The sequence below is a fragment of the Haloarcula halobia genome (assembly GCF_029338255.1).
In the GTDB taxonomy this organism is placed as follows: Archaea; Halobacteriota; Halobacteria; order Halobacteriales; family Haloarculaceae; genus Haloarcula; species Haloarcula halobia.
Window position 1 is genome coordinate 2,585,371 of record NZ_CP119787.1, and the last position, 15,615, is coordinate 2,600,985.

The following is a 15,615-nucleotide window of genomic DNA, read 5'->3' on the forward strand; positions in this document are numbered from 1 at the left end:
CACCGATTCAAGAAATTAACGACCCGAACAATAGGCGTTGGATTCCCAGTTTGGTATCCGGTTATTGAGATCCAGTACTAACGTTTGCGACCCGTGTTCTGAGGTACTCTTGGAGTTGATCGTCACAGCAGTACACGTAACATCCTTTCATACCGCGGCTCATCAGCGTACGATACGTGTTCTTAATCACTTCCTCAGCGATCTCAGCCGCCTTGGCTGGCTGTTCGTCGAACATTTTCTTGATGCCGAACAGCGACCGGTCGGTGGTTGCGCGTGCTTCGTGGTCAACGACGATCTCGCCATCGCGGTATTTCAGATCCTCGCCGATAATCACGCCGACGTAGTCGAATTCAAGCCCTTGGCACGTGTGGATACACCCGACTTCGTCAATCGAACCTTCGGCGATCGCCCAGGGGTCGCCAGCATCTAAATTCCAACTCCGCTCGTAGTCACCGATCTTGATATCATGTGCCTCAGGATTGGACCGTTCCTCTTTCTCCCACTCCCAGCAATACCCGGCCACCACTCGTGACAATCGCGTGCGCTCGTTCTTCCGCACAATCGTCGCGTGTAGCGTACTTGGGTCATCGAACATTCGCACATCGTAATCTAAGTCGAACCCATCCGCGTTCGCCGTGTTCCGGATCTCCAACACGTCATCAAGCCACGCGATGTACCCTTTCGAGCCGTTGCATCGAAACTGTGATTCCAACGCTAACTCTTCGATGTCAGCGCCCAAGTCCCGGGCATGCTTTCGAATCTCGTCCTTAGATCCAATATCATCGATATGGACGCGCTGACTCTCATCAATGAAGAATACGCTGAATTTCGCGGCGTTAATGATCTCCATGATCTGGTTCTCACCACGCCCGAAGAACGTCGATTCCTCGTTCAAGCGATGAGCCTCGTCAGCGACCAGGGCGGGCAGCGTGTTCGCCTCAGTCTCCACGTAACTCCCTGCACCCGTGAACAAGTGGTCGATCTCTTTAACCAACTTGTCGCCCCGCAGTTTCTCCTTGTACACCTCTCGCGGCGCACGGTTTTTCGAGACGTACTGCGTCACAAGATCGTTCTGGATCAGTTCCGCTAAGATATTGATCGCAACCACCGTCTTCCCAGTCCCAGGTCCACCATCAACGATCAATACGCGTTTTTGCCCATCACGATTAGACTGCTTCGCTAACTCAACTGCCCGCTCAAACACGACTTTCTGCGAGTCAATCAATGTGAACTCGTCTTGCTCTTCCAGCATCGCCAACAGCGAATCCTGCAGTGTCTTCGCCGGCTTGAGTTCCCCCTCGTTCAACTCGTAAAGCGTCTCCCGGTCGTCACCAACATCAATCTGTGTTTCCAGAAACGACCGCAGTTCCTTCGCATCACCACGAACATACAGCGGCGCTTGCTCCGTATACGGCTGGTACACGTCATTATCTATTTTCCCACGGTGCTCCTGCTCGAAATTGTGGAGATACGCCGCCGGGTAGAGATGAATTGGCTTCTCCTGAATAGAGGTGTTAAAATCCTTCAACAACTCAGCGTACGACACCGCTTGGTAACTCGGGTGCGTCGTCTCACGAATCCCGCCTCCAAGAGCGGTTTTGACGATCCCATCCTTACCCTCAACAGTCTCCGTACTCTCTCCTGCCCACTGCTTCAACTCAACAATTGCCACGTTCGAATTGCCAGCCGCATCGTACCCCGAGATCAGAAAATCGATTCGACGAGACGTAAGCGGAATCTTAAATTCAATAGCGACACCCGCATCGTCAGGCACATCGCTCCCACGCAACACCTTGTACATATACTGGAAGGAGTTCTCCCACGACCGAACCTCACTCTCACTCCCCATGCCAAGCCCCTTTGACTCGTACCCGCGCTTGATCTCCGGCACCAACTGATCAGCCAAGGTATCGTCTAAGAATCCAGATTTCGTATTCTCATAGACAAGCATACTCGTTATTCGTCGTACTTCTTGTTGCTTCCTTTATATTCATCCACCGGATAACGCTGCCTGTTCTTCTCCAGCTTCCGCTCCAGAGCGGACTCCAAATCGATATCGTACACATCAGCGTATCGCAGCAGAAAAAACAAGATATCCGCCAGTTCATCCTCGACCTCTTCACGTTTCCCAGCCTCTGCTAAGAGATCCGATTGCTCGCTCCGATCCTTGAACCGGAACACTTCCAACAACTCGCTGGACTCCGTGACCAACCCGATCGCCAGCTCTTTCGGCGTATGATACTGCCCCCAGTCCCGCTTTTCACAGAACTCCCTGACCTCCGCATTCAACTCATCAAACTGCATACGCCCCCCTTTACCGGACATTCATAAAGAAGTACGGCAGCACGAATCACGAAGAGAAACCAAACACACAGCCACACCCGTCACTCGCTTCGCAGAATACACGGCTTCACATCGGAATCGTCCTCAACTGCGCGTGAGCTGCTGCACGAAATTGAATAGCACGTTGGCATGGAGAATGTCTTTCCAAATGGTAGTAAGTAGCTACAAGACTCTGGCCGTTAATCACCCGATTCGTGGAGGATTTAGAATCACGACTAGAAGAGTTCGCAAATGCAATACACGGGTTGTCCACAGATGCTGCCCATCCGAAAACTGCATTCGAACTACTGGACATGGGGCGGTACGAAGACGCCTGGCAGTCGTACCTTCGGTACTTTCTGGCCCCAGACCAACCACATCAATTCGAGGGTGAGTTTCTGAGTCGGTTCTTCGACCTTCTTGAGAGCAACGAGATGATCTCGTTTTCACCTCCGGAGACGGGTCTCCGGGCAAACCAGGGTGTCGAGGTCACAGCAGAGCGTCAATCTTCAGACGACAATCGACCCGATCTCATCATCACGAGTGGCTCAGAGTGGTTTCTCTGTATCGAACTGAAAGTGCATGCCTCTGAAGGCGGAGGAGAACAGCCTCAAACCACCCGGTATGCAAACGACGATTCCATTGTCCCGAACGGGGTCTCGACCTACGAAGACGGGGATTTCATTTACATCAAACCGACAGAAGCTGCGCCTTCGGTCTCGCCAGCGTTTTCTGACCTCGCCTGGCGAGATGTTCAGTCGGTTGTCCAGGACACTCTGGCAAATTCGACGGGACACGCCCCAGCACGATCGCTCGCACAGCTCTCAGATTTCTCGACGCTCATCGATTCCCAACTAGCCATGACCGAGATAGACGAAGATACACGACAGCGTAAGGATCTCTACTTCGAATACCGCGACGAAATCACCGAGGCGCGAGACGCTATCGAAACGTTCGTCAAGACCATCCTTCAGCAAAACTGGGGACAGGCACTAGAGGAATCGTACCAGCCCAGCAACGACCACGAGATGGAGTGGCAGTACGACGATATCGGACAGGGATACGGTCAGGCCCGTGTTCCCCGGTGGGTGACAGCCAAATCTGGCTCAGAGAACCTTGACATACACTGGGAACACAAACCAACGGAGGACGACTTCACGAAAGGACAGCTTCGATTCATCCTCGAACTTGAAGAGCCAGACCGCTCAACAATTACCAACAGTAGCGGTGAACGATACCACCAGTTCCGAGACGACATCCTCGCCCAAATTGAAAGATCCGTTCAATCAATCGAGGACCCGCGATGGGAGGAATCAGATAAGAACCCAGGGCAGTCACAGAAGAAGTTAGCTCGATTCGTATACGAGTATGAGCCTGGCGACGAGGACGGATACTACCAAAACCTCCAGTTCGCATTAGAGGACTCAGAACCGGTCACCCGACTAGTGACGGAGATTCTGGAGGCACAAGATTACACGCAATACTCAAAGGAGTAAACAAATATCATCGGCGATGCAGAATCTGAAGGTCACAGTGACGCGGCATCCCACCGACTTAGGTACTGCACTGTCATAAGACATGCATGAACTTGTGGCTCGTGCCTGTAGACGAACCGTCGTTTCAGCGAACACTTGCCGAACCAATCGACCTGTCGGACTGGGACGACCGACCAGACTCATTTCCTGATCGCGCCCGTGTTTGGGGCGTCCGGACTGATCCGGAACAGGGTTCTTGGAAGCGAAACCGCCGGAATCTCGAACGGATGGAGCGCGGCGACCCGATCCTGATCTACCGTAACTCGGAGAGCCAGTATACGGGGACCGGGCGTGTCGGTCCGATGGCGCACACCGAACACGTCCGCGACGAGTATTGGGACGGTGGCCCGGCACTCGATGTCTACGTCGTGGAGGGCTACGACGACTCGGTCGATGTCGAACCGGAGACAGTCAATCGATTGCTCGGCTACGAGGAATCATTCTGGCCACAGGGACTCTGGCGGGTAAGTGACGACCGTCCGACGGAACGAGTTGTTCGTAAGTTCGACATCTGAATTGGCGGTAGTAAAAACCTTAACAACGGGTCGGCTACCTGTTCGAATAAATGTCGAGGTCGTCTCAGCCGCTCTTCTCAGACAATCATCTCTCCGAACACGAGCGAAGCCAACGCAAGAAAATGCGGCAGGAGATCGAACAGCTCTCCTCTGCTGAACTGGATAACAGCACGGACTCTCTCGCCCTCATCTTCGCCTCCAAATACACGCCGACTCCGATCCGGCTTCACGAACCGAAAACGGAGGATGTCGGCCAAGTCAAGAAAACCATCGAACGCCTCGGACCTTCACGGAACCTTCCCGGCGGCGGCAAGGTTACCAAGAAAGTTCAACGCCTGAAATTGAAAGTGCCGTACAGCGGCGAGAAACATCTTCTCTTGAAGCGACCGAAGAGAACCACTCATCCGTTGCCAACATACGACGAGCTCACTCAGAGCCAGATAGTTTACAACGTTGATTACGAGGTCAAAGGGAAAGACGCGGACGAGATCAAGAAAACGATCGACAGCGAGATATCCAAGTGGGAGGAGCGGCTGGAGCGCGAGGTCGAACACTTGAACCGGGATATCCGGAAGATGCAGGAAGACTTCGAGAACCGTGCCCGACGCCACATCGAAACTCACCGGGAGAACATGGAGGCGAAGGAAGAGGCCCTAGACGAGCTCGGGATCTCAACCGAATCCGTGGACGAAGGTTTCGTCGAACCAGAAAAAAAGAAGGACCTTGAGCTCCCCGATCTCGAAGGCGAGGCGGAGCAGCGGCAGCGGATCCGGGATCGGACTTTCGTCGACATCCTGGACATCATCAACGGCATGAGGGTGAACATCGAACGGTCAAAGAACCGGCTCCGAGAACTCGACGAGGAGTCACTCCGCGACATCTTCCTCGGAGCAATTGACTCGCACTACGGCTCGGCGACCGGTGAAAGCTTCAACCGCGGTGGGAAGACGGACATCCTTCTCCGCCACGATAGTGTGAACCTATTCATCGCGGAGTGCAAGTTCTGGCAGGGGAAATCCCATTTCCAAGACGCGGTTGACCAGCTGCTCGGCAACCTGACCGTTGACGACGGCCACGCCGCTCTCCTTGTCTTTTCTAATAGAGGGGACGTGGTCCAGGTTCGTAACCGGATTGAGGAAGCTATCGAAGCCCACGAGAACTTTGAGACGGATCTGACGCGGTTTGAGGACCACGAAGTCTACCGGTTCCAGGCTCCTTCGGGTTCCGAGGTAAAAGTCGCGGTGAAGGTCGTCGATCTTGGGGCCTGACAAGCCTTGATCTTTAAAAACGATTTCTCCCCATTCTCTCTTAACCTGCGAGGTCGCCCTCTTGGATGGATCACACCGATATCTCAGAGCGGGATATAGAGTTCGAGTTCTGGAACGGCCTGTACTTCCTTCTCGTAGGATTCCCGGCAGCACAATGTCGATCTACGGTTCTAACCACGGCAATTTCAGAGGCTATGGAACCGATGAGCTACATTATCGAGGCCGCGATCATCCTCAACGCACTCACCGTCATAGTCGTCGTCTGGGGGATTGGCGTGAGAGCGTACCGATACCTAGCTTTGACCCTTCATCTCTAACCAATTTCCGCCTTGAAGACAGCCGGCGAGAATTTTCTATCCGCAAAATTGATACTTGCATGCTATGTGGTACCACTAACGTGCCCAGTCTCGAACAGATCAAGCAGAAAGGTGGGGTGGGTCTTGGAGCCCTATACCTTGTTTCGCTCCTGATAGCTGGGTACTACCTCGATGCATCCACTTTTGATCGAAGCGTGTCCGCCGGAATCATCGCAGTTATCCCGCCATTCATGGTCTGGGGAGCGGCGAAACAGTTCTACAAGAAGTGGGCGAAAATATTCGCCACGGAGAAAGTCGCCGAAGCCTTCGTCCGGATCAAGTTTCACCAGGGCTCGAAGAGATTCTACAACGAGTACAGCGAGGAGCTTCCAGGAAGAACTGGATGACCTTGACGAGAAGTTCTTCAACCAGATAGTCAACATTCTCTCAGGGATAGTCATCACCGCCGCGATCCCTGTATCCGCAGTACTCGAATTCGGTGAATTCGGGTACACCGGGATAGTCGCAGGCTTCGGACTGGCAGCCGTGTTCGGCTACGGCCTCAGCATAGCCTCGTACAGGAAAATGAACGAAGTCCTCGAATACTCAACACAAGTAGCAAAGGTGACAGATGAGGCTTGATTCAATCGAAATCCGCGAGTTCTCGCAGCAAGATGAATATACCGCCGAAACACACCCTGAAAAAGAAGACGTCAACGGAGACTCGCTGTTGATCAAAGGGACGAACCGTAGTGGGAAAACACTAACCTTCAACGCGCTTCGATACGCCGTTCTCGGCGAAACTGTCGGAATGTCTCCTGGCCGCGGCAACGAAGTCGAAATCGGGTTTACCGACGGGTCACGGTTCTTCCGCGGCCACCCAAGCGCGTGGTACGAAACAAGGGACAACGAGTTCGAGGCGGGCGAGGCTCAAACACAGCTCCGGGAAGATACAGGGCCAGAGAACATCTTGGAGAACTATTTCCTGAATTCCCGTATCGAGATGCTGCCGCTGGAGAACCTGTCGCGTCCGGAGCGGTTAGATTTGATCCGGAGCGTTACTGACCCTGAGCACCAGGTGCTTATCGAGCGGCACTCCAAGGCCTGGGATCAGCTTGACTGGTGGATCTCCGAGGAAGACGACGAGTTACGGAAAGTAGAGGAAAGCATCGATGAGGTCCGCAGCAAGATTCAGAGCTTTGAGTCGCAGGAACGACGTATGAAAACGGTTGTCACGATGGGTGAGTCCGGGCAGCTGGAGAAGATTCGACGCGTCCTCGATGAGCACCAGGAACTGGAAGAGGAACTGGATGACTTGTTTGCACGGAAGGAAGGGATTCGGAAGCAGTTGGATCGGCTGCGGAACCGTCGTGACTACGCCGAGTCCTACAGGGCCGAGGTCAACGAATTGATCGCCGAGGCTGTAAGCGATTTCGTCTGCCCGGCGTGCAAGACATCGGTCACCAGTCGAAAGGCCGAGAACCGGATCGATGATAATCGCTGTCCGTTCTGTGCACGTAAGAAGTCGACCAGCGAACTCAGAGAGGAGCTAGAGGAGAAGCAGGAGGATACAGAAGGGGTGGCAGAGGAACTCCAAGAGGAGATTGACGAGTTGAAGGAGGAACGTGAAGAAGTGCAACACGAGATCGAACGCCTCAAAGCCGAGCAACCGTCGTTGGAGGACTTGGATCCGAACGCTAAGCGTAAGCTGGATGATCACGACGGTGATATCAAGGCCGTTGTCGACGAAGCGGTGAACGCTCTGGAAGAGGTACGTGAAAAGCTGGAACACCGGCGGGAAGAGCTAGAACAATTGGAAGAACAACGCGACGTCATCGAGGACCGACTTGAGTTCTTGAGAGAGTCGAGAAGATTTGCGGAGGAACGGTTAAGCGAACTTGAGGAGGACAGTTACAGGGCTGCGGTGAGAGAGTTCGCCGATGCATGGACCGAAGTCTTCCAAGAGTTGTCGCCGGAGATCGGCCAGCAGATCTGGGTCAGTAATGAGGGTGAAATATTCCTACCGGGCTCACCAGCTGACCGACCGTACAACGGCGACGATCTCAGTGATTCGGAGCGGCAACTATTGAATATCTCCTTCGTGATCACGTTGCAGAACTTCGCCACCGACAGTGGCTTAGCTGCCGTCAACACGTTGGTTTTAGATGAGCCGTTCAACCATCTGGATCGGACCAGCACCAGCGACCTGCTCGGATACCTGTTAGAAGACGAGAACCGGCAGTACGTCTTCACATCGTCCGACGAGAACGTCTGGGATGTAATCCCCACCTCGCAGATTATGGAGTTGCAGCGGAACACGATTCAGAGCAAGCTCACAGACTTCCCCTGATAACCAAACATGAGTGAAAAAGACCCCCGGCCGGACATCCCGATGCCGTTGGAAGAGGCGGCTCACCACCCGCATCTCCTTCTCCTCGACGAGTTCGAGGGAGAAATCGACGGCCGGTTAAAGTACCATAAGTCGCTTTACCAGTACCGGAACGCGCAGGAACTGGACGAGACAGACTGGCCTTTCCGCAGCGAAGAACGAGGCCCGATGGACGAGGGCTTCACCGCCCTCATGGAGGAATACGAGAAACTGGGCCTGGTCGAAGTAGACGATGAAGAGGGGAAGATCTACATCTACCGGACGACCGAAACCGGGTCACGAGTCATACGAGGACTGCGACGCGGCCTGCGGAAGATCCGCGGTGAAGAGGCGGAGGACCGGGAGGAGACAGCAGAGCTGATCGCGGAGTTGAACATCGATAGAAGCGGGAATGAAATCGTGGAGGATGAGGATGTTCAGGAGGCGAAAGAGAACCCGTACCAATCCGACGTCTGAACGCGGATTTACCCCTCATCTCTATAGCAGGTTTACCGCTAAATATGCGCCTCAACTTTCAAAACAACTCCTGAGAGCCGCCTCGCCAGGAGACTTCGAATACCGCGCACGAATATGGCAAATGAACGCAACTCAGCAATCCGTCAACTGAAACTCACACACATGGTGTGCGTCTAGCACACTCTGGACTCCACCAACCAGATCACCTCCGCCACGTCTCACCGAGCTTCGCGCAACACCCACGGCTTCGCATCCGGGTCGTATTCGCTGATTTTCCCGCTGTGACTGCGTGTCTCCGCGGCAAGCACGCCGATGTGCTTGAGTTGCTGGACGAAATTGAACAGCACGTTCGTTCGAATAATGTCCTTCCAGACGGCCTCCTCCTCGTAGATGCGGGACACTTGCCCTGCCTCGATCAGTTCCCGGGCCCGTGTTCGGCCTGCCCGCGTGCAGAACGTGTTCAGGAAGACGTTCGGGTACTCGTGAACCAACCGACGAACCAAGTCCGGGAAGTGGATCCGCGGCCCCTCTTTCCGCAACGCGTCAAGTAACAACCGGAACTCCGGGTGTCGCTCGTAGCAGTTCCGAAGCAGAATAGCGAGCGGCTGGTGCTCCGCGACGACCGTCGAACGGCCGACCTCATCTTTGACTGCATCGAGCTCCTGGAGTGTCGATATCCCGTATCCGCGAAGCACTGTCGCTGCAAGTTCCCCCTGGTCAGTTAGCGAGAACCGATCAGTACCCTCCAACAGTCCAAGTGACAGCGCACTCCGCCGGGCCTGGGTGCCCGCGCCGAAGCCGTACTCAGCTTCGATCACATCCGCTAATTCATCGCCAGCCAGCGGGCCCTGCTGATCGACCGCGACGACCGGCGCGAGATAATTCAGCGGTTGGGCAAGCGAAAGACTCGCAATATCACCGGAAATGTCACTCCGGCGCAGTCGAACCGACAATTGCCCCTCAATATCAACGACCTGCTCGTGGGACTCCGAGGTCGGTGGACTCGACCATCGCGTCACCCCATCGTCCGTCGCACCGATCACGCCGACACCTTTCGACCGGAGCAAATCAGTATGTTGCCCGACCGTGTCGGCAGCCGCCGCAAGATAGGAGACGTGCGCCCCCTGCTGGTACGTGAGTGCCTGCCCGATCCCGCGGAGTAACCCGTTCGATCCCTTCACCTCGACGGCGAACACGCGATCAGCATGCGTAAACCCAAGCACATCCGGATACCGCCCACCAATCGTGATCTGGTGGGTCTCGCAACGGTTCAAAACATCCGCGTACGTATCTTGATGCCACCCGGGCACATGGACGAGTGGCTGGTAGTCGCGTGTTTCCAAGTCTATCCACTCATATTGTCCTCACAATATTTCTTCGAATTCGAATTCTGAGTCATATCCATCTCGAACAAACACATCGGGATCATCTGTCGGGCGTACGAACGTCTCCGCGATGATCTCCTCATACCTCCCAATATCAATGACATCACCGAGATCAATGGCCTCTGAATGACCAAACCCACCCATATGCCCGTAGAAGTCGAGCCAAAGTGAGTGGTCGTCAAAGTCATCAGTACTCTGGCTACTAGCTTGGAATAGTCCCTTCCCGCCAATAACAATCACTTTCCGCATCATTCGACTTGCTGCGACATTGAATCTGTTCGGGTCGAAAAGGAAGTCGGCCAGTCGATTGATGTAGCTTGGATCAGTACTTGTGGCCGCGACAATAATCAAATCCCTCTCGCGCCCTTGAAACTTCTCGACAGTATCGACCTTTACCTCCTCAGGGACCTCATCAGAGGTGTTGAGTGCTTCTTTCTGCCGATTAAACGGTACAACAACCCCGACAGTAATTTCATTTTCCGGGTCCGTAGTGTCAGAGTGTTCGTCGACTACATCGTAATGAGAGACGATCTCCTCAATAAGCGACTGTTCGATCGGACTTCGCTTTTCGGCTGTTGAGTCCGTGTGTTCTAATAATGATATGCGAGTCTCAGGTTCAAACACCGGCTCTAACGGCTCGGGTACGTCCCCCTGTGGAGTAGGGAATGGCGGGTGGTTGGCGCAACTGGTCAACTCAATTCCGTCCTGCTGGTAGACGAGGTCTGTATGCATCTGTGCAGGCTCGTCGGGGAGTCGATATGTGTATGTGAGCTGGTGGAGCGGAATAGTGTCATCTTCGTTCTCAAGGTCTGGCGGTTCTCGACGGATGTGTTCAAGGGTGTCTGGATCGATTTCTCCACGTAGGAAACGATGGAAGTTCAATGCCGATAGGAAGGGTGTGTTCAATTCGATTGGCCGCCGATCTTCTCTCTCCCATTCGTGTTGCTGGATCGGTTCCATCTGCCGATGGTCCCCTACTAATCCAATCTGACCGTCTTGGCGCAGGAAGGCTCCAACGAGGAGATACAACGGCAGATCCATCATACTGGCCTCGTCAACTAGGATCATATCTGCATACCTGGCATCACCGTTGCTCATAACCGTCTCCCCATCGCTATCTTCGGCGTACTCTGCCATCTTGTCGATAGCTCGATAGAGGGAGGCGGGTGTGCCAGCCATGATGAGTTGGTCTGTCTGCTCATCAGCCTCATCATTAATATAGGAGTCATACAGTTCCTCAAGCCGGTCGGCAGCATCGTCGTCACTGTAGTGGATATGTTCGACGGAATCTAGGTCAACGCCCTGTCCCTCACTAGAGCAAATCCGTACGATATCGAGATCATCAAACTCAGTATCGAGGTCGGCATGGAGTTCAGCTACACTCCGCAACGCTTCATCAACCGCATCGTGAGATAACGCCGAAATAAGACCAACAAACCGAGAATCCGACGTCTCGACAGTGGTAGCATGATGGACTCGACTAAGTAATGTCGGTGCAAGAGTGAATTTTGTTTTTCCCGTTCCAGGTGGACCCTGTAGAAGCATCACACCGCTGTTCGTGTCGGTTATAAACCCATGCTGATCTTCATTAGGCCCCGGCACAGCGCATTCCTCGTCGACATCAGCGTCGTCCTCTGAATCTGGATTATCGTCTAACTCACGAATGAGATCAATAAATGGTTCTAGAGCATCAGGGTCAGGGCCAGCGACTGAGAGGTCCTCCCGATCACCATTGAACACTTGAGCGAGCCGCTGATAGACGACGTTTTCATCGATGCGACCGGGTTCAAGGGCCGTCGCAGCACGAGATTGGGGAATCATATCTACACTGGGATCGAGCACATATTCGAGGGGATCGCCACTAAGCGACTCTTCTAAAGAAACGCCCCAATCGGAGGGATCATGATCGTCTGCAGTCATCCAGTCCTGGTGCTCGACACAATACATTTCGTCTGCAGTGTCACCTTGAGGCCAATCTCCGAGTACCGATCCTTCAATAGTCCCACTATCCAAATCGACGTCATCGACGATCGTCGTCGGATGGCGCTCGATGTATATTGGGTTATCCTGGTACACTTCTTCTGGTATCTCGCCAGTGTCGGTCAATTGGGTTAGCACGCACCACTCGTCAACCGAAAGCGGGTTCGGCGCGATACTGTCGTGGTGCTCTGGATCATACGGCTCACGGTTGTAGCGCAACAAGTCACCATCGATGTATGCATCATCGAAACCCGAGTCGTTTCTGTCGATTCGGGGCCGTGTATTCTCGAAAATAACGGCTTCGCCTGATGCAGCCCGTTCGATGAGTGGTTGCCGATAGTACGATTCTAACCGATTCTGTTCAGACCAGAACTCTAATTGCTGGTACTCACGAACCGCATCAGCCAACGAACGGGGCCGGAAGTGAATATCACGGAACGAGCCGGTTCGAAGTGGCTCCTTATCAACGAAAGCATCCTTGTTCCAAGTGCTCCGCTCGATATGGCGAATCGCGTACGAGAACTGCTGGGCAAGAAGCGTCACATCCTCTTCGGTGATGCGTTCAGAGTGGGTCGCAGAACGATAGAGGTAGTCTCGAACGAGATCAGGATCATCGCTCACATCCGGATCTAACTCGTTATGAATTCCCCAGATATATTCTAAGGGTATCTGGTCAGCCTCACGGTTGGAAACTGGATACGCCCAACTCGCCAAATTATGACTGTCTGGATCTACATTACGCGAGACCGCATGATCAAGTTCAATCCCGCCAGACGGGTTACCGTGACCTACGAGTCCATCGAAGAGCCCCCTCTCAAAGAGAGTGGTTAAATCGACTTCCTCACCATCCTCACGTGTTGCGATCCATTGGAACCAGCCACTGTCATCAGTCCACTGATCCGATGTGTTGCGCATATACTGGGCAGTCGTTTGCAACAACCCCAATCCAGCAAAGCGGAAAGCGTACCGTTCCCGGAAGTCTTGCTGCAACACCGACACCATCTCTTGATCGATTCCCGGCCGAAGCCCTAACAGCGTCCGGACAGCCTCTGAACCGTGAACATCGGGATGGCGACGCAATGCAGCAAGTAACGACTGGCGCTGGTGGTAACTATAAAAATACAGGTGAGGGAACCCTTCTGATTCAGCTAAGCCTTCCGACCGCAAATCGGGTGCGACCTGAGCGATTGCCTCCCCAAGTTGTGCGAAAAATTCACGGAGAAGTTGTCGCTCCTGATAATCCTTGTCGTCAGGGTCGGTGTGGATGGCATCAATTATCTGGCTTACGTCTCTTCCTTCGTCGGACCTCGAATTCTCAACATAGGCATTCAGCAGCGTGACACGATCAAGCGCAGGGTCATGTTGAACAAAGAGATAAATCCGAATAAGCGCACCTGACGGATAGTCGGCCCCGCCCGGATAAGAGCGCCCATGCTCATCTCGCGGTAGGTTATACCCTGACCCTTGCAGGTGGTGCCCCCATAAGTCTGGGTCTGAACCATAGTCAGCGTCCAATTCGGTCAGAAAATGATACGCGATCTGCGACCGCATCTGCAAATTAGTGAGGTCTGTTTGTTCCCGGACTGCCTCAACTAGCTCGTGATTTCGCGGAGTGAGTGCCCCCGCATCCGTGTGCGAGCTATCTGATCCCGGTTGGTCAAATAACAGTGCAAAATCTTCGAGGTCAGTAATCCCGCCATCTATCTCAATCCCTTCCAAAGCGTCCTGAGTACTGGGATCGAATCCAAGGAGTTCCAATCCTTTTGACTCAGCAGCACGCGTCATACAGACAGACTCATACTCACATCCCGAACAACGCCGATCAATTCGATTCCGCGTCATATCGAACTCAGCGTCAAGTATCTGATCGAATTCATTCCCTGGACTAAGCTTCAATCTGAGTTTCCCCAGATACCGGGAATAGTCGAAGTCTTCGACGCTACCCATCCCACCCCGGAAATCATTCTGCTGTGTAATGACCGTCGCAAAAATTCGATCGAGAGAGCACTCGACTCCTACGTCTGTCGCTACTTGGTTTACCAAACTCGCATATGCCGCTGCCTGATACGAATGAGGAACTTTCCGCTCGTCCGAGTTCTTCAACTCGGCGAGAAGGACTCGAATCGAATCCTGTTCTGCAGTCAGGAACACCAAGTCTGCAGTTCCAGAGACATCGTAGGCCCCGATCTCACCCGAAAGACTAGGTTGGTGGACAACCATCACATCATCCTCAGGCCCGCGTGTCCCTGCCTCTCGAAGAAGGTCAGCTACGGCCGACTCGGGAATAGACCGGTCATCACCGATCGTCCGGTCGTATCCATCCCAATCACTCTCAGCAGGACCAATGAACTCGTACGTCGCCTCGTCTAAGGCGTCTAACTGCCGGTATTCGAAATCGACACCCTCTCCCATCAAAACAGGACTTTTTTCATCAGTATCCCACTGGCGGCTATGCAGTTCCACCTGCGCGTCGTCATCATACTTCCACGTCAAATACATCTGACAAGACTCTACAGAGAAATACCGACCAATCGTACTCGGATTTAGTGTTGGGCGGGTAGTCGACATCTGCTCCTTCCATCGCACCATTGAAATAAATAACCCCGGCTATTTTCGCTTTCTAGACTCCGGAACATTACGGATTACTAACTCCTCGTACTGTGTCTACTACTTGTGCTTATATCAAAATTCCCGAATGTACAGACATCCGGGAAGCAGCGTTACTCGATGTGATACGAGCCCTACCTTCCCTCACAGCTCAGCGTAATTCGGACGTTCCTTGTATTGAATAGGATCCTCGACGCCAGCTTCCTGGAAGGCTTTGAGGCGATAGGCACAGGCGTCACAGGTGCCACAGGCCGGGGCTTCTTCCCGGTAACAGCTCCACGTCAGTTCGTACGGGACATCCAGTTCGAGGCCGCGTTCCGCAATCGCTGTCTTCGTCCAGTCCACGAACGGCGCTACTAACTCGATCGATGTCTCCGGTTTCGTCCCCACGTCGATAACCTGCTGAAACGCGTCAAAGAACTCGGGACGGCAGTCGGGATACCCGGAATAGTCCTCGCTGTGCGTTCCGATAAACACTGCACTGCAGTCATTGGCTTCGGCGTACGAAGTCGCCATTGACAGCAGGTTCGAGTTCCTGAACGGGACGTAACTCGACGGAATCTCATCGCTGCCGAGATCAACTTCCTCGACATCGATACTGTCGTCGGTCAGGCTGGAGGCACCGATCCTGGCCAAGTGGTCGGTCTCGATATGGAGAAAGTCAGCCACCTCCATATACTCGGCCAACTGTTGAGCACATGCAGACTCCTTGTCCGCTGTCTGCTGGCCGTAGGTCGTGTGGAGAAAATACAGGTTGTATCCTCGTCGCTGTGCCTCGAAGGCTGCCGTTGCACTATCCATTCCGCCCGATACCAAGACAACCGCACCGTCCCGCTCCTTCGTTTGTTCAGTCGTCATAGCT

General features: G+C 53.7%; 12 protein-coding genes. 7 read left to right on the forward strand and 5 right to left on the reverse strand.

Translation table 11 applies throughout. From position 1 onward, the window contains the following. Positions 1–61 precede the first annotated feature (61 nt). Both P1K88_RS13755 and P1K88_RS13760 read right to left on the reverse strand, forming a co-directional pair. Positions 62–1,951 carry a DUF2075 domain-containing protein gene (locus P1K88_RS13755; protein ID WP_276410798.1) on the reverse strand — a complete coding sequence of 630 codons (1,890 nt, stop codon included), beginning with the start codon at positions 1,949–1,951 and terminating at the stop codon, positions 62–64. A gap of 5 nt (positions 1,952–1,956) precedes the next feature. Continuing rightward, complete coding sequence (locus P1K88_RS13760) at positions 1,957–2,304, reverse strand: nucleotide pyrophosphohydrolase (RefSeq protein ID WP_276410799.1); 348 nt, start codon at positions 2,302–2,304, stop codon at positions 1,957–1,959. A 233-nt stretch (positions 2,305–2,537) separates the two neighbouring features. On the opposite strand from P1K88_RS13760, the gene P1K88_RS13765 reads away from it, so the two are divergent. The 7 genes from P1K88_RS13765 to P1K88_RS13795 all read left to right on the forward strand — a co-directional run bounded on the left by P1K88_RS13765 (position 2,538) and on the right by P1K88_RS13795 (position 8,781). Continuing rightward, the gene (locus P1K88_RS13765) at positions 2,538–3,818 is read left to right on the forward strand and encodes a PD-(D/E)XK nuclease family protein (protein ID WP_276410800.1); all 1,281 of its coding nucleotides are present in this window, start codon (positions 2,538–2,540) and stop codon (positions 3,816–3,818) included. Positions 3,819–4,159: 341 nt separating this feature from the next. Then, a complete protein-coding gene (locus P1K88_RS13770; RefSeq protein WP_276410801.1) occupies positions 4,160–4,372 on the forward strand; it encodes a hypothetical protein in 213 nt (70 codons plus the stop codon). Positions 4,373–4,494: 122 nt separating this feature from the next. Beyond that, positions 4,495–5,640 carry a hypothetical protein gene (locus P1K88_RS13775; RefSeq protein ID WP_276410802.1) on the forward strand — a complete coding sequence of 382 codons (1,146 nt, stop codon included), beginning with the start codon at positions 4,495–4,497 and terminating at the stop codon, positions 5,638–5,640. Between the two features lie 65 nt (positions 5,641–5,705). Then, a complete protein-coding gene (locus P1K88_RS13780; protein WP_276410803.1) occupies positions 5,706–5,957 on the forward strand; it encodes a hypothetical protein in 252 nt (83 codons plus the stop codon). A gap of 80 nt (positions 5,958–6,037) precedes the next feature. Continuing rightward, entirely contained in the window at positions 6,038–6,343 is a 306-nt protein-coding gene (locus tag P1K88_RS13785; protein WP_276410804.1) for a hypothetical protein, read from the forward strand. A 224-nt stretch (positions 6,344–6,567) separates the two neighbouring features. Further along, complete coding sequence (locus tag P1K88_RS13790; RefSeq protein ID WP_276410805.1) at positions 6,568–8,286, forward strand: hypothetical protein; 1,719 nt, start codon at positions 6,568–6,570, stop codon at positions 8,284–8,286. Between the two features lie 9 nt (positions 8,287–8,295). Further along, positions 8,296–8,781, forward strand: a complete 486-nt coding sequence (locus tag P1K88_RS13795; RefSeq protein ID WP_276410806.1) for a hypothetical protein — start codon at positions 8,296–8,298, stop codon at positions 8,779–8,781. 218 nt (positions 8,782–8,999) lie between these two features. Here the strand turns inward: P1K88_RS13795 and P1K88_RS13800 are convergent, their stop codons facing one another. From P1K88_RS13800 to queC, 3 genes are all read right to left on the reverse strand, one after another. Beyond that, positions 9,000–10,124: a hypothetical protein gene (locus P1K88_RS13800; protein WP_276410807.1), complete on the reverse strand. Its 1,125-nt coding sequence runs from the start codon at positions 10,122–10,124 to the stop codon at positions 9,000–9,002. Positions 10,125–10,145: 21 nt separating this feature from the next. Then, positions 10,146–14,609 (reverse strand): AAA domain-containing protein, encoded by a 4,464-nt coding sequence (locus P1K88_RS13805; protein ID WP_276410808.1) that lies wholly within the window; start codon positions 14,607–14,609, stop codon positions 10,146–10,148. 288 nt (positions 14,610–14,897) lie between these two features. Further along, complete coding sequence (gene queC / locus P1K88_RS13810; protein ID WP_276410809.1) at positions 14,898–15,611, reverse strand: 7-cyano-7-deazaguanine synthase QueC; 714 nt, start codon at positions 15,609–15,611, stop codon at positions 14,898–14,900. Between the last annotated feature and the right edge of the window lie 4 nt (positions 15,612–15,615).